General features: G+C 50.6%; 14 protein-coding genes. 8 read left to right on the top strand and 6 right to left on the bottom strand.

Translation table 11 applies throughout. The features are described 5' to 3' along the window. The 3 genes from AC4GL5_RS14590 to AC4GL5_RS14580 form a co-directional block, all read right to left on the bottom strand. Window positions 1–1935 carry a DUF294 nucleotidyltransferase-like domain-containing protein gene (locus tag AC4GL5_RS14590; RefSeq protein ID WP_490383526.1) on the bottom strand — a complete coding sequence of 645 codons (1935 nt, stop codon included), beginning with the start codon at window positions 1933–1935 and terminating at the stop codon, window positions 1–3. A 163-nt stretch (window positions 1936–2098) separates the two neighbouring features. Continuing rightward, the gene (locus AC4GL5_RS14585) at window positions 2099–3730 is read right to left on the bottom strand and encodes a BCCT family transporter (protein WP_490383525.1); all 1632 of its coding nucleotides are present in this window, start codon (window positions 3728–3730) and stop codon (window positions 2099–2101) included. Window positions 3731–4048: 318 nt separating this feature from the next. Then, window positions 4049–4834 carry a phosphotransferase gene (locus AC4GL5_RS14580; protein ID WP_490383524.1) on the bottom strand — a complete coding sequence of 262 codons (786 nt, stop codon included), beginning with the start codon at window positions 4832–4834 and terminating at the stop codon, window positions 4049–4051. Window positions 4835–5130: 296 nt separating this feature from the next. On the opposite strand from AC4GL5_RS14580, the gene thiB reads away from it, so the two are divergent. The 3 genes from thiB to AC4GL5_RS14565 are packed head-to-tail and all read left to right on the top strand — an operon-like array spanning window position 5131 to window position 8533. Then, on the top strand, window positions 5131–6171 hold the full coding sequence (thiB, locus tag AC4GL5_RS14575; RefSeq protein ID WP_490383523.1) for a thiamine ABC transporter substrate binding subunit: 1041 nt from the start codon (window positions 5131–5133) through the stop codon (window positions 6169–6171). Between the two features lie 56 nt (window positions 6172–6227). After that, entirely contained in the window at window positions 6228–7859 is a 1632-nt protein-coding gene (locus AC4GL5_RS14570; RefSeq protein WP_490383522.1) for an ABC transporter permease subunit, read from the top strand. Then, window positions 7856–8533, top strand: a complete 678-nt coding sequence (locus AC4GL5_RS14565) for an ATP-binding cassette domain-containing protein (RefSeq protein WP_490383521.1) — start codon at window positions 7856–7858, stop codon at window positions 8531–8533. The genes AC4GL5_RS14570 and AC4GL5_RS14565 overlap by 4 nt, the downstream gene beginning before the upstream one ends. 37 nt (window positions 8534–8570) lie before the next feature. Here AC4GL5_RS14565 and AC4GL5_RS14560 read toward each other — a convergent pair whose 3' ends face one another. Beyond that, entirely contained in the window at window positions 8571–10775 is a 2205-nt protein-coding gene (locus AC4GL5_RS14560) for a sensor domain-containing diguanylate cyclase (RefSeq protein WP_490383520.1), read from the bottom strand. A gap of 490 nt (window positions 10776–11265) precedes the next feature. Between AC4GL5_RS14560 and AC4GL5_RS14555 the strand changes: the two genes are divergently transcribed. Continuing rightward, entirely contained in the window at window positions 11266–13104 is a 1839-nt protein-coding gene (locus AC4GL5_RS14555; RefSeq protein WP_490383519.1) for a Na/Pi cotransporter family protein, read from the top strand. After that, window positions 13101–13361 (top strand): hypothetical protein, encoded by a 261-nt coding sequence (locus AC4GL5_RS14550; protein WP_490383518.1) that lies wholly within the window; start codon window positions 13101–13103, stop codon window positions 13359–13361. Before AC4GL5_RS14555 ends, AC4GL5_RS14550 begins: the two co-directional genes overlap by 4 nt. 143 nt (window positions 13362–13504) lie before the next feature. Here AC4GL5_RS14550 and AC4GL5_RS14545 read toward each other — a convergent pair whose 3' ends face one another. Both AC4GL5_RS14545 and AC4GL5_RS14540 read right to left on the bottom strand, forming a co-directional pair. Continuing rightward, window positions 13505–14746 (bottom strand): multidrug effflux MFS transporter, encoded by a 1242-nt coding sequence (locus AC4GL5_RS14545; RefSeq protein WP_490383517.1) that lies wholly within the window; start codon window positions 14744–14746, stop codon window positions 13505–13507. Window positions 14747–15565: 819 nt separating this feature from the next. After that, window positions 15566–16957, bottom strand: coding sequence for a sigma-54 interaction domain-containing protein (locus tag AC4GL5_RS14540; protein ID WP_490383516.1), 1392 nt, complete (start codon window positions 16955–16957; stop codon window positions 15566–15568). Between the two features lie 335 nt (window positions 16958–17292). On the opposite strand from AC4GL5_RS14540, the gene AC4GL5_RS14535 reads away from it, so the two are divergent. From AC4GL5_RS14535 to cydB, 3 genes are all read left to right on the top strand, one after another. Beyond that, the gene (locus tag AC4GL5_RS14535; protein ID WP_490383515.1) at window positions 17293–17658 is read left to right on the top strand and encodes a hypothetical protein; all 366 of its coding nucleotides are present in this window, start codon (window positions 17293–17295) and stop codon (window positions 17656–17658) included. Then, the gene (locus AC4GL5_RS14530) at window positions 17655–19253 is read left to right on the top strand and encodes a cytochrome ubiquinol oxidase subunit I (protein WP_490383514.1); all 1599 of its coding nucleotides are present in this window, start codon (window positions 17655–17657) and stop codon (window positions 19251–19253) included. The genes AC4GL5_RS14535 and AC4GL5_RS14530 overlap by 4 nt, the downstream gene beginning before the upstream one ends. Then, window positions 19250–19537: cytochrome d ubiquinol oxidase subunit II (gene cydB, locus AC4GL5_RS14525; RefSeq protein WP_490383513.1), on the top strand; the 288-nt coding region annotated here is incomplete at its 3' end. The genes AC4GL5_RS14530 and cydB, both read left to right, overlap by 4 nt.

The following is a 19537-nucleotide window of genomic DNA, read 5'->3' as shown; positions in this document are numbered from 1 at the left end:
TTAATTGGCCCGGTTCGGTTGATAACGGAATTTCAGGAATTTCTGAGCATCACTGAGAATCTGAAAAGCCTCCTTCAGATTTCGGCGCTCAAAGTGGGACATATTCTCCGGCTCAATATTGTTATCCGGTTCCTGCTCCGCTTCAAGATCCAGAGCCTGATGGCGAATACGTACCATAGAGATGAACTCCATTGCATCCCGAAGATCCGGCCCACGGTCCGGAGGCAGAATCGATGCTTCAATCACATCATCCAGACGGTCAAAAGAGTTCTGGGCACGGGAGCCCACAGCCAGAGCGTGCACCCGAATCAGATCCGCCAAAGGAGCCGTCCCCCGACGTTTGAGATTGATGGAGTTTTTGTGCTGACCATCCTGCTCCATCACGAAGGTTTTAAAGAAGCCTAACGGTGGCGTCCTATTCAACGCATTTCGAGCCATACAGGCCAGAAACCGTTGACTGCGGCGTGCACGGCGACTGACCAGCGCCTGCAGCTGGTCTGCCCATTCGGTACGCCCCCAGACACCATCCAGATCAAAGAAAATATTACTGTTCAGCAGGGATTCCGGTGTCGGGTTGTCGATCCAGTCGATAAAATACTGCTCCCAAACCGATTTCGGCTGACGCCATTTAGGGTTAGTCGCCATCACATCACCGGTGCAATAACTGTAACCGCAGGCCGCCAGCCCATCACAAACAAAAGTCGCCAGCTGCTTAAAGTAATCATCATGGAGCTTAGGATCAAAACTATCATCCAGCACCATGGCGTTATCCTGATCGGTCACAATCAACTGCTCATCTCGGGCCATAGAGCCCAGCGCCATAAAGCAATAAGACACAGGTGGCGGTCCGAATTTCTCTTCACCCAGCTCCAACAGGCGCTGCTTGAAGCTTCGGCCAATCACTGCCATCGCAGAACCCACCATGCGGGAGTTGGCGTCTTCATTCACCATGCGTACAAAACTGGACTGCACATCATCATGCAAAGCAGCCAGCTCTTCGACGGTTTGCTGTCGGAAAATACTGCTGACCACAAAGAGGCTGTTGCGGGACTCGTAGCGCACCAGATCCGATAGGGAGATAACCCCTAAAGGTCGGCCTTTTTTCAACACCGGCAGGTGGTGAACATTGGTTCTTAACATGGTGAGCATGGCTTCAAAAACATACTCATCGCTGTTAATCATGACCAATCCCTGGGACATAATCTCTTCGACGGGGGTATCAAAAGGCAGTCCCTGAGAAACCACGCGGGTACGCAGATCACGATCGGTAATAATGCCGCACACTTTATGCTCACTACCATCACCGGAAGACACCAGCGCCTGCTGAAAGTCGTACGGCCCATCTTCATCATAGGGTTCACTGGCCTCTGACTGCAGAATCAGCAAAGAGGAAACCCCTTCATCGGTCATCAGTTGAGCGGCTTGCTGCACGGTGGCCGACGAGGTAATAAGCACAGGTTCGCGACCGATCAGTGTGGTAATGCGGGACGTCAGCAGTTCATTCGCATCTTCCCGGCGGGATACTGCCTGGCGAAGACGTGACTGATCGCCGACTTCAAAGAAGTCAGCAAACTCTTCGTGCTCATCAAACATAGAGCGAAAAACCAGCTCCGGTATGAAGTAGATTAGACTGTCTTCTATCGCCTTAACCGGAAAACGCACCTTCTGCTTCATTAAAAGGCTCTGATAAGCGAAAAGCCCGCCCTCACTCATCCGGTTATACAACTCACCATTACGGCGATAGATCTCAACCGCACCACTTCGCACAATACAAAGATCAGAAACCTCATCGCCAACATCAAGAATCTGGCTTCCTGCTTTGTAATAGGCAATTTCCACCTGCTGACTCAGCTCCGCCAGAGCCTCATCCGGTAAAGTTTTAAAGGGCACTAACCGGCGCAGATATTCGTAAATTTCGACCTGTTCGACTTCCATATTCGCCTCCGGATTCTCTTCTCTTTGCCGGAAAACCTAAGGTATTCCTGTTAACGCTTTATGCCTGAAAACACTTTTCCTGCGAACCAGCGTTGCTAAAACAAAAAAGGGCAGGAACGCCAAGCGCCCTACCCTTTTCTTCAGGTATATAAACTCTTACAGCTTATACACTCTTAGGCTCAGAAGCCAAGCCTTTCAAAACAGATACACAGGCAACCAGCAACACAAACGTGAACGGTAAACCGGTGGAAACTGCCATCGCCTGAAGGGCCGTCAGACCACCACCCAGAATCAGGGAGATCGCGACCAGACCTTCAAAAGTACACCAGAAAACACGTTGTGGTTTTGGTGAATCCACTTTACCACCGGCAGAGATCGCATCAATAACCAAAGAACCTGAGTCGGAAGAGGTTACAAAGAACACAATCACCAGCACAATGGCAATCAGAGAAGTAATCTCTGCCATTGGCAGGGCATCCAGCATAATAAAGAGTTTAATTGGCAGATCAGCCTGAGTTACCGCCTGATAACCATCGGTCACCAACTGATTAATCGCAGTACCACCAAATGCGGTCATCCAGAGTACGCAAGCCAGAGACGGAATCAGCAATACACAAACCATAAACTCACGTACGGTACGGCCACGGGAAACTCGTGCGATAAACATACCCACAAAAGGAGACCAGGAGATCCACCATGCCCAGTAGAATGCAGTCCAACCAGAAGCAAAGTTAACATCTTCACGACCAACAGGGTTAGCCAGTGCCGGCAGATATTCCAGATAAGAAACCAGGTTACTGAAGAAACCCGTCAGGATAGCCAGTGTCGGCCCAACAAAGATCACAAACAATAGCAGAAGCGCAGCCAGAACCATGTTGATTTCAGACAGACGCTTCACACCAGCTTCTAATCCAGCCAGAACAGAGATCATCGCCAGCCCGGTAATACCGATAACCAGCAGTACGTTAGTGGTTGATCCCATCGGCACATCAAACAGGTAGTTCAGACCCGCACCGGCCTGGGAAGCCCCCAGACCCAGAGAGGTCGCCAGACCAAACAGAGTCGCAAACACCGCCAGAATATCGATGATATGGCCCGGCCAGCCCCATACGCGCTCACCCAGCAGCGGGTAAAAAACCGAACGCATGGTCAGAGGCAGACCTTTGTTAAAGGAGAACAGCGCCAGACCCAGCGCCAGAATCGCATAGATCGCCCATGGGTGCAGACCCCAGTGGTAGATGGTCGCCGCCATACCCAGGGATGCAGCGGCCTCAGCATCGCCAGCTGCGCCGCCAAGAGGTGCCCAGTCGGTACGCACGCCATTTTCCATGGAAGTGCCGCCCATTGACGTTGCAAAGTGTGACAGAGGCTCTGAAACACCATAAAACATCAGACCAATACCCATACCGGCAGCAAACAACATCGCAAACCAGCCAGCATAAGAGTAATCCGGAGTGGCTTCAGTACCACCCAGTCTTACTTTGCCTAAAGGCGAAACAATCAGAAACAGACAAACCAGAACAAAAATGTTTCCGGCACTCAGGAAGAACCAGTCCAGATTTGTCGTTAACCAGGAACGCATTGAGGAGAAAATAGGCGCAACCTGAGACTGAAACATCAGTGTCAGCAGCACAAAAGCAACAATGCTAAGACCGGAGATCATAAAGACCCGGTTATGAATATCGAGACCAAAAGGCCCAATCTGTAGTGCGACATTGTCCTGACCGATCTGGTAATCCGTATCAATAGGATTAACCTTTCCGTCAGGCGTCATAATATCCTTGTTATCACTCATGATAAATTTAGCCTTCATCATCCAAAGTTATGAAGCAGGTAAATATCAATCAATGCTGTGACGGCTACTTAAAGGCTCTGGCCTTGCAGAGGGCCGCTCAGAAGCGGCAAAAACTTACAGGCAAAGTCATTAAGATAGAAGAAAAGCATCAAAATAAGATTGAATTTACTTACATGCCTAATGATTATAGCACAAACGTATAGTTTTTTGGCTACTTACCTACCAAAATTCCTGCCAACCTGATTACGCAAGGTACCCAAGCCCAACGAACAGCAGGGAAATCCCCCACCGATAGAAAAGCGTTTAGACCAAGCCCACTTAAGCAGCTCTTACTTTGTACCAGAGTTTCTCCAGCAATAACATCGCATCCTGTGCCTGCTGCAACCCCAGCTCAAACATGGGAGGAGAAAGATGGGAGAAAGCAGGCATACCATGAATCGCACCGGAAGAAATTCCGCAATAGCGATGGAGACTGGCCGCATCAAACCAGGGATTGCCAACGCCGGCATACTCCCAGTCAATCAGCACAAGGCGCCCATCCTGCCAACAGCAGTTACCGGGATGAAGATCATGATGGGTATAGCATTCGGAGACTTTAGGCAGAGAGGCAAATAACTGAACTAGACGGTTGAGTCGCTCCAGCCAAAGAACAGGATCAGACTCACGGTTTAAACAATCCTGATAACGCTGAAAGAGTTCCGGGTAATTAATTGCGGCGATAGCGCGTTCATCCGCTGACCGGGGCACTGGGATCTGCTGTAACTCACTGATCGCCAAAATCAGCTGGGATGCAATTTCACCCGAAATCGCACCCGGACCGAGGCTCAGGCCATGATGCATCATCACGCACCAGCCTTTCTCTGGTGCGTTCAGCACGACCTGCATTGCCCAAGGTTGATCAGCAAGAGTTCTGATGACATAGGCCTCCCGCTGACGGCACACGCCAAAAGCCAGCGTGTTTTTCGCATTGATACGTAGCATCAGCACCTGACTGCGATTACTGCCTTTATAGAGCCAGTTGCTGGTACCGGACTGACTGAGCGGTAGCCAGTGAACCGGAACATTCAGCTGTCGATTGACCTGTTCAAAGATAGCGTTGTGCATGGCGGGTCCAACAAGTTTCCGATATGATTCACAGCCTAAAATTCAGCTCACAAAACACCAATAACCCCTGCATTTTATGTGCGTTTTTTCTGTTTATGCCGACGCACCAAGGCAGCTCTGACGACCATAACAGAGATTTCTGTTCTGCGGCAGGTTAGTGATTTGTCAGCCCGTTTGCTGCAGGGCAGTGTAACGCCACCTCTGAATTTTCCTACAGGGAAATTCCTACGGTTTGTTGTTTTCTGTAACCCCTGCCACACAGCCACCTTTCACACGATGATCCGTTAGGAAGATGCATGATGACACGAATCTATGCTGATCTATTTCAGACTCTGAAACAGAAAAAACTTACGCACACCCTTCTGCTGGCAACCAGTTTGCTACTACCCATGGCCCAGGCAAGTGCTGCAGAAAAAACAACGTTAACCGTTTATACCTACGACTCTTTCGTATCGGAATGGGGCCCAGGCCCACAGCTGCAAAAGGCGTTCGAAGCTCAGTGCGACTGTAGCCTGAACTTTATTGCCGTGGAAGATGGCGTCAGCATCATGAACCGTGCCCGTATCGAAGGCAAAAAAACCAAAGCAGATGTACTGCTGGGGCTGGATAATGTGCTGATCGAGACCGCGCGCCAACTGGACCTGGTTCAGGAGCACAATACCGACCTCTCAGGCTTATCCGCAGGACTGAACTGGAACGACAAACACTTTGTCCCCTTCGATTACGGCTACTTCGCCTTTATTTACGACGGCAGCAAAATCAGTCAACCCGCTGCATCCCTGGAAGAACTGATCAACTCGGATGCACAGGTGATCTATCAGGACCCACGCACCAGCACACCGGGACAAGGGCTGATGACCTGGATGAAAGCGGTTTATGGTGATAACGCTGCAGCACAATGGAAGCAACTGGCAAGCCACACAGTAACCGTAACCAAAGGCTGGTGGGAAGCCTACAGCATGTTCCTCGAAGGCGGCAGCGACTATGTACTCAGCTACACGACATCGCCGGCTTACCATCTGATCGCAGAAGGTAAAAGCCAATACAAAGCCGCCCTGTTCAGCGAAGGTCATGTCGCACAAACCGAAGTTGCCGCCATCAGTCGCTACAGCGATCAGACCGAACTTGCCAACCAATTTCTGAGCTTTCTGATCTCTCCTGAAGCCCAGAAAATCATTCCGGTCACAAACTGGATGCTGCCTGTGATTGATAATGCAGAGTTACCTGCCGAATTTGATCAGCTCGTGCAACCAAAAACCATCGGCTTTACTCCGGAAGAACTGGCAACGAAGCGCAGCAGCTGGTTACGGGAATGGCGTCAGGCCGCCAGTCAGTAAGCTGACGGGCTAATCCGCTTTTCTTTGATGAAACCGACCATTATCAACGCATCATGATGAATCCATTAACAGGCAGCCGGTGGCTTAAACCGGCTGTTGTTTCTGCTTATAGCCTGATTCTGCTGATCACCAGCCTCGCCTTCTACGGACTGATCGGCTTCGACGGAGCACACCTGCAACCCGAGCTTCTTACGGATGCTTATATCCTGCAGATTCTGAGCTTCTCTCTGGAACAGGCTGGCCTGAGCGCGCTGATCTCCGTCGCCCTTGCTGTGCCAATCGCACGGGCATTGCATTTTTTACCCCGACTTCCGGGCAAACGGGCTTTTCTTAGCCTCTGCCTGCTCAGCTTTGTGATGCCAACTCTGGTACTGATTACCGGGCTGGTTGCTCTTTTGGGCCGTTCAGGCCTGATCACCCCTATCTTGCCTGCGGACTTTAATCTTTATGGGCTGAACGGCATCCTGATCGCTCATGTGTACCTGAATACCCCGCTGGCTGTTCGGGTACTCTGCCAGCAGATGAGTCATATTCCCGACACCAGCTGGCGGTTGGCTCAACAGCTTGGCTTCTCCCGCTGGCAACAATTCAGTCAGGTGGAATGGCCCGCCATAAAACCCAGCCTGTTAATGTTACTGGGCTTTATCTTTGTGCTCTGCTTTAACAGTTTTGCTGTAGTGCTGGCCCTTGGCGGTGGTCCCGGATCAACCACCCTTGAAGTCGCCATCTATCAGGCACTGAAGTACGACTTCAACCTGAGCGAAGCCCTAACACTGGCCTGGCTACAGTTTACATTGGCCGGTCTCATCTTTGCTCTGATCGCTCGTATGGGCAAACTAAACTGGCTGAGCGCAGATACCGCCAGTCAACGCTGGCAGCCGGATTTAAGCCGTATCAGCGCCAAAACCCATCAGGCTCTTTATTATTTGAGCTGGCTACTGCTACTGCTGCCACTTCTTGCCCTGCTGCCAACGGTGGTTCAGGTCGATTTAGACAAGCTGGGCCTGTCGGATTTGGTTAATGCCGCTATCTACTCGCTGCTTTTAGGCTTTGCAGCGGCCCTATTCGCCATGCTGCTCTCGTGGTTACTGCTAATCCCTGTGCGCACTGCCAGCCTGCAACATCAGGAAAACCGGCGCATTCTGTTTCAGTGGCTGGCGACCCACACCTTAGTGGCTCCTGCAATGGTGCTGTCTACCGGTCTTTATATTCTGCTACTGCCCCGTATCGATCTTGAACAATGGGGAATGCTCTGGCTGATACTGATCAACAGTGTTCTCCTGCTGCCTTTTGTTATCGCCCAACTCAAACCCAGGATATTGCAGTTCGACCAACAATACAGTCGGCTAAGCGCTAACCTGAGACTGTCTACCGTAGAACAATTCCGTGTCGTCTGGCCCTTTATCCGCCCGGTTGCCAAAGGCAGCTTTGCCTTAGCCTTACTGTTAGCTCTGGGGGATGTCGCTGTATTTTCAATCTTTGGCGACAATAGTGCGACGACACTTCCCTGGCTGATTTATGGTTACGCCAGTAGTTACCGTATGGCTGAAGCCGCTTTGGCCTCACTATTTCTATTGACGATCTGCGCTTTGCTGGTCTTTTTCTTTGAACGCCATCAGAGCCGAGGCAAGCGTCCTCAGCAACACCAACGGACGGATCAGCCTGAACCATCGGAAAAATATCTATGACTGAGAGCATAAAACTCGTAGGAACGAGCACCGCAACCGATCAGGGTGCAGTTCACAACGGCCTGATTGTCGATCAACTGGAAGTGGTGTTGGATGGCTACAGGCTCCACTATGATCTGCAGCTGGCCGCTGAGGAGTGCCTGGCCATTCAGGGCAGAAGTGGTGTGGGCAAAAGTACCTTGCTGCATACGCTGGCGGGTTTTGAACGCGCCAGAAGCGGGCGGGGTCTGTGGAACGGTGAAGACCTGCTCAGTCTACCAGCGCAACGCCGCCCGATCAGTATGCTGTTTCAGGAGCATAATCTGTTTGAACACCTGAGTGTCATGACCAACCTGCAACTGGGTTTTACGATGCCTCCCACCCGGGAACAGCTTGAGGAAGCGGCAGAAGCTTTGGATGTCGCGGACCAGCTGGATAAGTTTCCGACAGAATTGTCCGGCGGACAGCGCCAGCGTATCGGTTTAATTCGAACATTGCTAAGACCGGAACCCTTAGTCCTGCTGGATGAACCTTTCGCCGAACTGGATCAACACACACGCCACAAGGCTGCCATCTGGACGGCAACAACGGCAAGAGATATGAAAAAGACACTGATCCTGGTAACCCATCAGGATGAAGATGCAGAACGCATTGCCGATCGCACTCTGGAGCTAACCTACAAAGAACAAACCTGACAGGGCAGCTGGTCACCTGCCCCTGAATGGTTACAGGTCAGCTTTGGATCGTTGCCGCAGGCTCACTGAACAGGTAGCCCTGGGAAAAGCGAATGCCTAGCGCTTCCACCACTTGCTGCACCGACTCAGAATGAACAAATTCCGCAACCACAGGAATACCCGCGTTACGGGCAAAGAAGACGATCGCACGGGTGATCTCATAACTGGTCTGATCAGTATCGATAGACTTAATATATTTAGCATCAATCTTAATCATATCCACATCCAATTCGAGAATCCGCTCAAAATTGGAGTATTCGGTTCCGAAATCGTCAATCGCCAAACGGAAACCTTTCGCCTTCAGCGAGGCCAGTTGCTTGATATGGTTCTTCTTACCATCCGCACTGACACCTTCCAGAATCTCCAGAGTAATACGGGAAGGATGTATATTGTACTGGATACATTTCTGCTCCAGATACTCCTCCAGATAGTGATGACTTAGGTCATCCTCGGTGACATTGATGGCAAAATCACAGTGGTTACCACTCATCACCCGACAACTCTTATCAATTACCGTGCGGGTGATCACCGGCAGAAGCCCGGATAGCTTAGCGGGCTGAAGAAACTGATACGGACCGTACACCTGCCCATCGATGCTCATACGGATCAGGCATTCGTAGTAGTTAATCCTGCCGGTTTCGTTATCCCGAATCCCCTGAAAATAGGGCACCAGGCAATCTTCGGTCAGAGCACGGTGCAACAGAGCGTTCCAGCGCATATATTCCAAACGCTGATTCTGTTCCAGCTCATCCTTCTGATCCGCATACAGGTAGAAGCGCCCGCGACCTCCCTGCTTAGCTTTTTTCAGCGCCATCAGCGCCTTACGGATCAGATCATCGCTACCCACAGCCCCGCCATAAGAGAAGCTGATGTTAAAACTCAGCCCCCCGACCTGAATCTGACGCAAAAAGAAACTATCGCGAATCTTGTTAAAGACTGCTTTCAGAAAAGTATTTTTCTCATAGTGAACCGCAAACTCATCGGCGTTCAGGCGGTAAATGCGGGCACCCTCCAGCACTTTCGTTAAACGCCGGGTAATGGCGGACAGCAGGCGATCAGCAAAATCGAGACCGTAAGCAGAATTAATCAGGCTAAAGTTATTAACATTCAGTACCAGAAGCGCACTGTCACCCTCGCAACGATCAAGGGCTTCCTGCAGCTGACTTTTGTTAGGCAGTCCCGTCAGGGTATCCGTCTTCAAAGCAGCGACATGACGGTCACGTTCACGCTTTATCTCTGAAAGATCCGTGAAAACACCGACATAATTCTGCACAACGCCCTCATCATCACGTAACACACTCAGGCTCAACCATTGCGGCCACAGGGAACCATCTTTACGCTGATTGATCACCTCACCTGACCAGCGACCTTCAGCCATCAACTCCTGCCACATCGCACTATAGAAGGCTTTATCATGGGTGCCAGAGGAGAAAAAGCTGGGGTTGCGACCGACAACTTCTTCGTGCGTGTAGCCCGTCACCTGGCTGAAAAAGGGGTTGGTTTCGATAATACGGTTATCTGCACCCGTAATAATCACACCTTCCGAGGCACTCTCGATTGCACGTCCAAGCAGCTGCAAACGGGTATTTTGTCGGGCCAACTCCTCTTCCTGCTTCTGACGCACCAGCACCAGACCCGCCATATCGGCACCAACCTGAAGGATTCGCTGATGAAAGGCGGAGGGTAGGCGATGTTCAAAGGAAGAAAGAGCAAAACTACCAATAGGCTCACCGTTACTGTTACGAACAGGCAGAGACCAACAGGCACAAAGATTAAAATCGTAGGCAAGCTCACGCAGATCCTGCCAACGCTCATCGGTAAAGGTATCCCGGACAAAAACCGGTTCATTTCTGAGCACAGCATTACCGCAGGAGCCACCACCCGGCCCCGGCCTCAGACCACTTAACGCCTGATGCCCATCTTTAGGTACACTGGGCGCTGAAAGCACATTAAGCGTGGATGACTCATCATCCAGTATCATCAGAGATGCAACAGAATTTGGCAGCAACTGCTCCGCCAAGTGGCACAGATGATCCAGCACCTGCTGCCCGGGCTGATTGGTCATCACATCATTAAAGACCGACTGCTGAAAAGCCAGAATTTTATCCTGCTGCTCAACGGTAACAGACACCCGTTCATGATCCGGACAGCTGGAGGCTTCCTGCTCGGGGACCTCTCTTGTGTAACTGTCAGATTCCATCATATCAATACCCTTGATCCATAATGCTGCAACCAATAATTCAACCGTATCGCTCCAGCAGTCCAGGTCTTTTCAGAACTGACTCACTTAAACCCGGAATTTTAGCAACAGACACGTCAGGGCAGATACCAGCCTTAAGCTATAGGCTCAGACCCGTCTCACCCTTATAAGGCATATGCGCCACAAAACAAATTATAGACTCTCAAACGCGTTAATAAGCCAGCCTTGTTGTTTTAGTTTCATTTGAGACCAGCACACTAGAAATAACATTGCTACCAGTAGCCTTCCAGTCTATTTGTGTAAGACTTATATTCGGTTTGCATCTTCACTGTTACAAAAGAAAAAACCTATCTATGCTGAGTAATGCTTGCCTTCTATGAACAGCAGGTTACAGTTCTGTTTCACCCTACGTTTTGCAGGCTTTTTAATAATTAATACAGATATCAAAGTGTTAACGCTCTGACGGACTTAGCATGCAAGGATAGCGCTTCTTATGTTACGAAAACTGCTTCTGCCAACTATCTTTCTGGTACTTGGCTATGGCTTCTGGATTAGCCCTGATTTTAAAGAGATCGCCGCAGGCGTTGCGGTCTTTCTGTTCGGTATGCTCTCACTGGAAGAAGGCTTTAAAGCCTTTACCGGCGGCTTGCTGGAAAAACTGCTGAAAAAGACCACAAATACCATCGGGAAAAGTCTCAGTTTTGGTGTGGTCTCAACAACACTCATGCAATCCAGCTCGCTGGTGTCTGTCATCACCATCTCCTTTCTCTCTGCCGGGCTGATTTCCCTCACGGCTGGTGTCGGCATTATTTTTGGTGCCAATCTGGGGACCACAACAGGCGCCTGGTTGGTTGCAGGCCTCGGCCTTAAGGTTAAGATTTCAGCTTATGCCATGCCGATGCTGGTATTTGGTATTCTGCTGATTTTCCAGAAAAGCAAAGAACTGAAAGGCATGGGCTACGTGCTGGCGGGTTTGGGCTTTCTCTTTCTGGGAATTCACTATATGAAAGAGGGCTTTGAAGCCTTCAAAGATACGATTGATCTGACCGCCTATGCCGTTGAAGGCTACGCCGGGGTTTTTCTGTTTACCCTGATCGGCCTGTTTGCCACCGTGGTGATGCAGTCCAGTCACGCCACGCTGGTGCTGATTATCACGGCACTCTCAGCGCAACAGATCACCTACGAGAACGCCCTGGCACTGGCCATTGGTGCGAATATCGGCACCACCATTACCGCCATTATCGGCTCTCTGAGCGCCAACGTAGAAGGCCGACGTCTGGCCGTCGCTCACCTGATTTTTAATGCGGTCACAGGCTTTGTCGCCATACTCTTTATCTACCAGCTCACACTGGCAGTAGACAGTATCAGCAGCTTTGTCGGCATTGCGGCAGACAACTACACTCTGAAGCTGGCGGTCTTCCATACGATCTTCAACAGCATAGGTGTCATCCTGATGTTGCCGGTGATTCCGGCGATGGTACGCTTTCTGGAGCGTACCCTTAAAGCCAAAGAAACCGGCCGTCGCTCTGCCCCCAAATATCTCAACGAAGCGGCCTCAGACTTACCGGAAGCGACCCTTGCCGCTGTTCGCCAGGAAACCCTGCACCTGTACGATAACGCTGCTGCGATCATCGCTGGTGGCCTGAGCCTGAAACTGGACGATATCCACGGCGACCAGCCTCTGGAAGAGGTTATTTTCAAAGCACGCACTGTCATTCCTACCAATATTGATCAGGAATACGTGGAATCCGTGAAATCCCTCTATGCCGATATTGTTGATTTCAGTAGTGCCTACCAGGGTGAAATGTCCGCTGATCAGGTAGAAGAACTTTTCCGACTAAGAGCCGCTGGCCGGGATATTGTTGAAGCGATCAAAGATACCAAACACCTGCAGAAAAACCTGTCGCGCTACTTTATCGCCGATAACCCCTACATTCAGCACGAATACAACACGCTGCGGATGCGGTTAGCCTCGGTTTTACGCGAGCTGAACCAGGTGCGGCAGGATAATAAAAATGACTCCGTCATTATTCTGTCACTGGATCGCCTTCGAATGGACATGGAAGAGTACGATAACAACCTCAACCATAGCCTCAGTAGCCTGATACGCCAAAAACTGATCACTGGCCCTATGTCAGTCTCACTGATGAATGACAGCGGTTATGCCTCGGATGTCACCCGAAAGCTGGTTATGATGGGCGAAGTCCTCTTCTCAGCCAGTGACCTGAAGACAAAAAATATTGAACAAAGTCTCTCTTTGAATGACGAAGAACTGACCGAAATGGTTCAGGAACAACAATCCGCTCAAAGGGACAGGAGTAGCGCCTCATGAATATCAGCAAACTGATCAGGAAAGCCGAAGCCTTTATCCGCTCCGATGAACAAAAGCGTAAAGAGAAAAAAGAATACCTTAAGAAGGTGATCAAAAAGCTGCGCAAGCACGAGAAAAAACTGAAAGAAGAGTATGAAACCTGTAACGACTTTGATCAGAGCCGACAACTAAAGCAAGAGATCGCCCTGGCATACAACCAGCGTAAGAAGGGCGTTAAGATGCTGAAGAGTCTGAAAAAGAAGAAAAAGAAAGACTGAGCCTCCGGCCAGTCTGACCTTGGCGATCAATCGCCTGCCATCATAAAAAGCCGAAACCCGCTTACAAGCTCTGTTAGCAGGTATCGGCTTTTTTACGTTACCGGGTCGGGCCAGAGGTGTACCGAAAACAAACCTATCGGTTATCAGGCCTTCACTTTAGCAGGAGCCTCATGCTGAATGTTGCATGTAACCAGCCAACACACCAAAGAGAGCAGAGCAAACGCGATAAAAAGCGGATACAGGGTGCCATTGTAAGTTTGCCCAAAGGCCATCCCCACAATCATGGAGATAAACGTTGTCGCTGAGCCAATCACCGAAGAGGCCACACCGGCAATATGGCCTAAGGGCTCCATCGCAAGGGCATTCATATTACCAAACAGCAAACCGATACAGCCGAAAACGATCGCGCCAAACACCATAAAGAGCCAGATCGGCGCATAACCATCCTGTAATGCCAGCAAAGCCAGAAATATCACAGAAGCACAGAACATTGTCATCAGAGCACGATTTGCCAGCAGTTTCATGCCGTAGCGCATCACCAGACGACCGTTCATAAAGGAAGCCACACCCACCGATAAAGCCAGCACAGCAAAATAGAGTGGAAAAGCCTTATCAATCTGAAAGATCTCTTTAAACAACAGCTGGGCTGTGGACAGGTAAGACACAAATGCCCCAAAGATCAGGCCTGCTCCTATGATATAACCCAGAGTGACCTTATGAGTCATCGTCTCTTTGGTGTTGTGCCACCCATTACCAAAGGAGAGCGGAATACGACGCTCTTTGAGCAGCGTCTCCGGTTGACGGATCGCAAACCAGATCAGAGCAACCAGCGAGAGCAAAACAAAGAACTCATAAATGCCGCGCCAGTCTGCAATCATCAGTACACCGGCCCCAATACTGGGAGCGATGGCAGGCATAATAATAAAGACCGCCATCACAAAAGACATCACACGCGCCATAGCGCGGCCTTCGTAACGATCTCGCACCAACGCAACGGCCACCACTTTAGGTCCGGATGCACCGATTCCCTGAATAAAACGGCCAACCAGCATCACCTCATAGGTCTGAGCAAAAGCAGATACCAGAGAGCCCACCAGAAAAATAGCCAACCCAAGATAGATAGCGGGCTTACGGCCAAAACTGTCAGACAGTGGCCCATAAAGAATCTGACCAAATGCCAGACCCGCGAACAATGCACCGACAATCCACTGCAGATCTTCCGGGTGTACCACAGAGAAATCCTGACCAATGACACTCATGGCGGGCAGAACCGCATCAATCGCCAACGCGACCATGGACATCAGTAGAGCCAATAGTGCAACAAATTCCGCAAAAGCGGGTTTAAATGAAGAGGCGTCAGCCCCCTCTCGGGATTCCGGGATCATAGAAAACCTTTTATTCAGAAAACGATTGCTCAGAAAGATTTTTCAGAAGAAATCAGGCCACGCCCGCTTAACAGAGAGTTATCCGAAAGGAACGGCAAGGCGTAATAGGGAACTAACTATTCTACCAAGACCGACAGGTCATTGCCGGACAAAAATTAGTCGTAACAATCCTGTTAGCCAAAAACGGCACGCCAGCAAAAAGTCTTTTGAATAGCATCTTATTTTGCCTTTAAAGAGCCCGACCTTTCCTCAGAAGACAATCATTCAAGAAGATCAGATCTTGTCTCAGGTCACTGGCTGTCAGTCATGGTCTTTGCTAAGTTTTGCAGAGATAGCGCTAAAAAAACCAAGTTGCGGAAAGGTGCTCAAAACATCCCATTATCTGAGCACTAACCCTGTCGGATCATAACAATAATAAAACCACAGACCTTAAGGTCAGGAGGACACCATGTCTGAAGACAAATCCACGATCAACCGCAGTACTCTACTGGTCGTTATCGGCCTGATTCTTTGTGTTGGAACCCTGATGAAAATAGCCAGTGGCTAATCCGACTGGGTCACTGTCTTGCACGAGAGAATAAAAAAGAACAGCTCCCCCTCAAGGAGCTGTTCTTGTCTAAAGGCAGCTGTTCTTGTTTAAGCAATCGGTATCGCTAGAATAGCGCCTGCAAAGTAAGCATTAACCAACGGAGAAAACCATGGGCAACAACCCCTTTATGCAGAAACTGATCCTGATCGTGGTGTCGCTGACCCTGATCACCATCATGGGCATGCGTCTGCTGGGCATGGCCTAAACCCGTCTACGATAAAGCCCGGCAATCAAACTGGCTTGAGCTTACGGTAAAGGGTACGTTCACTAATCCCCATCTTGTGTGCCAGCAGCGCCTTATCGCCGTTCAGTTGCTGTAGTGCCCAGCTCAGATATCCGCTTTCCAGCTGTTCAAGACCAACAATCTGCTGCTGTATAAAACCATTACCACTATCTGAGCCCCCAGTTGGCGAGGTACTTCCTGCCAGACCGCCCCCTCCTTGCTGGTGACAGGCCGATGGCAGATGCTGAGGCTCAATCCAGTGGTCATCCACCAGAAGGCAGGCGCGCTCCAGGATATTTCTCAACTCACGGATATTACCGGGAAAGGTATAAGCCTGAAGCAAAACCAAAGCCTCCTTAGCCACCTTAATGTCACGCCCATTTGCAAACTTCGGAAGCAGGCTTTCCACCAACAAAGGAATATCGGTAACTCTTTCCCGCAACGAAGGAAGAACGACCGGAAAAGCGTTGATGCGGTAATAAAGATCCATACGGAACTCGCCATCGGCTACCTGCTGTTCCAGATTACGATGCGTGGCACAGACAAGACGAAAATCTGCTTTTAAAGGCTCAACGCCCCCGACCCGGCGATAGGTTCCTGTCTCCAGAAGTCGCAGCAGTTTTACCTGCAGCGAGAGTGGAATATCCCCCACTTCATCCAGAAACAACGTACCGCCTTTTGCCGCCTCGACCAAACCGGTTTTGCGGCTGTGCGCACCGGTGAAAGCCCCCTTTTCATGGCCAAACAGCTCACTCTCGAACAGGGTTTCGGTCAGCCCCGAACACTCTACCGGCACAAAAGCCCCCTGATTTCTCAGGCTACCCCGGTGAACGGCCTGCGCCATCAGCTCCTTACCGGTACCGGACTCCCCTAACAGAAGCACCGTGGTCTCACTGGGGGCAACTCGCTCAATCAGCGCCATGGATGCCATAAAGGCCGGAGAGCGCCCAATCAGGCCGCTGTCACCAGCTCTTGGGCTTGCCAGCTTACTGTAGCGCATCACCTCCAGAAAATACCGGGGTTGACCATCTTCAGCCTCTACCGGGTAGAGCTCTACATCAACATGCTCCTCCCCCTGAGGGGTGTGATGCAGGTGGAAGACTCTTTGCGCCTTATTGCTCTGCATACACTGCAGCATGGGACAGGATTCACCCATCTGATCACAAGGGCGATCATAGTGATGCGAAACCTCATAGCAGTGACGTTTTGTCGCACTGACAGCACCATAGCTCTGGCGGTATGCTGCGTTCGCTGAAAGAATTTCATAGTCTGCCGACAAGAGTACCGCGGGATCGGGGTAGCTTTGCAGCATCGATACCAACTCTGGTGATGGCAGATGAGATTGATCTGAGCCTGATATTTCGGCCTGTGGAATCAGATGTTTTTCCGATGATGTCATAACAAGTCCTGAGATGATGATTCAAGCATTCTGATCAGATAACCGGTCGCCCCAAAAAGCCAGATCCGCTTTGCAAACGCTTCCAGCGCTCCTTTTACTGCTGTCAATTATGACTCTACCGACCCGGTTTTGTCATTTTTGACAATAAGAATAATAAACAACAGCCCAAGAAAAACAAAAAACCCTTATTTTCAATGGGTTACAAAATCAAAAAACGGGCATACACCTTGCTATAAGCTAATCAAACCGTCTGATATCAGGCGCGCTAATAACTGTTTGATGATTTAGATCCGGTGGGCAAAAACCGCCAACCGTCACTGCAGGATCAGAACGCTATGCAACGGAATACGCCGTTCGGGCAAACAAAGCAGACTTTCAGTCAGTTCTGGAAAGGTTCTTTGTTTGCCAGACAAAAACTGGTACGAGAACTCAGTATCGTACTATTGATAAAGCTGGTGCTGCTGTATGGCATCGTTAACTTTATCGTTCCTTCCGCCACTGTTGTTAATGACAGTGACGTCAGCACACGCCTGCTTAATTCTCAACTGCCTGTCTCAGATACCCTGAATCCGGATGCATCAGCGGCCAACTCAACCGGGTTATCCGCAGATACAAACGCCACTGAGACAGATTCGAATCGTGCAGCTAACTCAGCCCTTAACTCTGCTACTGCACCTATGACTACACGGGAAACGCCATGATTACAGAAGAAGTTGTTGATCTGTCCCGGTTACAGTTCGCGATTACCGCGCTGTATCACTTTATTTTTGTCCCCCTGACGCTAGGTCTGGCCTTTTTGCTGGTCATCATGGAGTCGGTCTATGTCATGACCCGTAAACAGGTCTACAAAGACATGACTCAGTTCTGGGGCAAGCTCTTCGGGATTAACTTTGCGCTTGGGGTGACCACAGGTCTCACCATGGAGTTCCAGTTTGGGACCAACTGGGCCTACTACTCCCATTACGTGGGGGATATTTTTGGTGCACCTCTGGCCATTGAAGGGCTTATGGCCTTCTTCCTGGAGTCCACCTTTATCGGCCTGTTCTTCTTTGGCTGGGACCGCTTGTCGCCCCGACGCCACCTGATGGTCACCTTCCTGATGGCACTGGGTTCTAACCTGTCCGCGCTCTGGATTCTGATCGCCAACGGCTGGATGCAAAACCCGGTGGGTGCTGAGTTCAGCTACGAAACCATGCGTATGGAGATGACCAGCTTTGCCGATCTGGTGTTTAACCCGGTCGCTCAGGTTAAATTTGTGCATACCGTAGCAGCGGGTTACGTCACAGGCTCCATGTTTGTACTTAGCATCAGCGCTTACTACCTGCTGAAAAAACAGGATCTGCCTTTCGCCCGACGCTCATTTGCCATCGCCTCAGCCTTTGGTCTGGCTTCTATTCTGTCGGTCATCATTCTGGGTGACGAATCCGGTTATGAACTGGGTGATGTGCAGAAAACCAAGCTGGCAGCGATTGAAGCAGAATGGCACACCCATCCCGCTCCGGCATCGTTCACCCTGTTTGGTATTCCGAATCAGGAAACCCAAACCACGGATTACGCCATTAAGATTCCTTATGCCCTCGGCCTGATTGCTACCCGCTCATTGGATGAAGAGGTCACCGGCATTAAAGATCTGATCAAAGAGCATGAGGTGCGCATCCGTAACGGTATGATTGCCTACGGCCTGCTGACCAAGCTTCGCGCTGGCCAGACCGATGATGCCACCATCGCTGCGTTTGAAGAGGTAAAACAGGATCTGGGATACGGCCTGCTGCTGAAGCGCTATACCGAAAATGTGGTCGACGCGACTGAAGAACAGATTCAGGCTGCGGCACACGACACTATTCCAAACGTTGCGCCTCTGTTCTGGAGCTTCCGCGTTATGGTGGCCTGTGGTTTCGCCATGCTGCTGATCTTCGCACTGGCCTTCTACTTTAACGCCACCCGTCGACTGGAGAGCAAACGCCGCTTCCTGAAACTGGTTACCTGGTCTCTGCCATTACCCTGGATCGCCGCAGAAACCGGCTGGGTGGTTGCTGAATACGGTCGCCAACCCTGGTCCATTGGTGAGATTCTGCCAACCCATCTGAGTACCTCAACTCTGGAAGCCAGCAGCCTTTACACCAGTATCGGTGCCATTGTTGCCTTCTATACCCTGTTGCTGGTGATTGAAGTCTTCCTGATGGTGAAATACGCCCGTCTCGGCCCAAGCGCCCTGCATACCGGTCGTTATCACTTTGAGAAGAGCGACGATCACCACACTACCGACAAGCCTGAAATCGCTGGAGGTGCGGCATGATTCTGGACTACGAAACCCTGAAACTGGTCTGGTGGGTGCTGGTTGGCGTCCTGCTGGTCGGCTTTATGATCACCGACGGTTTTGATATGGGAGCCGGTATTCTGCTGCCCTTCCTCGGCAAAAATGATACGGAGCGCCGTATCATCATCAACACCGTCGGCCCCCACTGGGATGGCAATCAGGTGTGGTTTATTACCGCCGGTGGCGCGCTGTTTGCCGCCTGGCCTGCGGTCTACGCGGTCGCTTTCTCCAGCGTCTACTTTGCCCTGATGCTGGTACTGTTT

The sequence above is a fragment of the Oceanospirillum sp. genome, assembly GCF_982874595.1.
The sequence above is the reverse complement of the archived record's forward strand: the minus strand, read 5'-3'. Positions and strand labels throughout refer to the sequence as shown.

Bases quoted from the DNA above. Each gene is read 5' to 3' on its own strand.
- AC4GL5_RS14530 (WP_490383514.1), top strand. From the start codon at position 17,655: ATGATTACAGAAGAAGTTGTTGATCTGTCCCGGTTACAGTTCGCGATT.
- AC4GL5_RS14535 (WP_490383515.1), top strand. From the start codon at position 17,293: ATGCAACGGAATACGCCGTTCGGGCAAACAAAGCAGACTTTCAGTCAG.
- AC4GL5_RS14545 (WP_490383517.1), bottom strand. From the start codon at position 14,746: ATGATCCCGGAATCCCGAGAGGGGGCTGACGCCTCTTCATTTAAACCC.
- thiB (WP_490383523.1), top strand. From the start codon at position 5,131: ATGATGACACGAATCTATGCTGATCTATTTCAGACTCTGAAACAGAAA.
- AC4GL5_RS14580 (WP_490383524.1), bottom strand. From the start codon at position 4,834: ATGCACAACGCTATCTTTGAACAGGTCAATCGACAGCTGAATGTTCCG.
- AC4GL5_RS14570 (WP_490383522.1), top strand. From the start codon at position 6,228: ATGAATCCATTAACAGGCAGCCGGTGGCTTAAACCGGCTGTTGTTTCT.
- AC4GL5_RS14565 (WP_490383521.1), top strand. From the start codon at position 7,856: ATGACTGAGAGCATAAAACTCGTAGGAACGAGCACCGCAACCGATCAG.
- AC4GL5_RS14560 (WP_490383520.1), bottom strand. From the start codon at position 10,775: ATGATGGAATCTGACAGTTACACAAGAGAGGTCCCCGAGCAGGAAGCC.
- AC4GL5_RS14555 (WP_490383519.1), top strand. From the start codon at position 11,266: ATGTTACGAAAACTGCTTCTGCCAACTATCTTTCTGGTACTTGGCTAT.
- AC4GL5_RS14540 (WP_490383516.1), bottom strand. From the start codon at position 16,957: ATGACATCATCGGAAAAACATCTGATTCCACAGGCCGAAATATCAGGC.
- AC4GL5_RS14550 (WP_490383518.1), top strand. From the start codon at position 13,101: ATGAATATCAGCAAACTGATCAGGAAAGCCGAAGCCTTTATCCGCTCC.
- AC4GL5_RS14590 (WP_490383526.1), bottom strand. From the start codon at position 1,935: ATGGAAGTCGAACAGGTCGAAATTTACGAATATCTGCGCCGGTTAGTG.
- AC4GL5_RS14585 (WP_490383525.1), bottom strand. From the start codon at position 3,730: ATGAGTGATAACAAGGATATTATGACGCCTGACGGAAAGGTTAATCCT.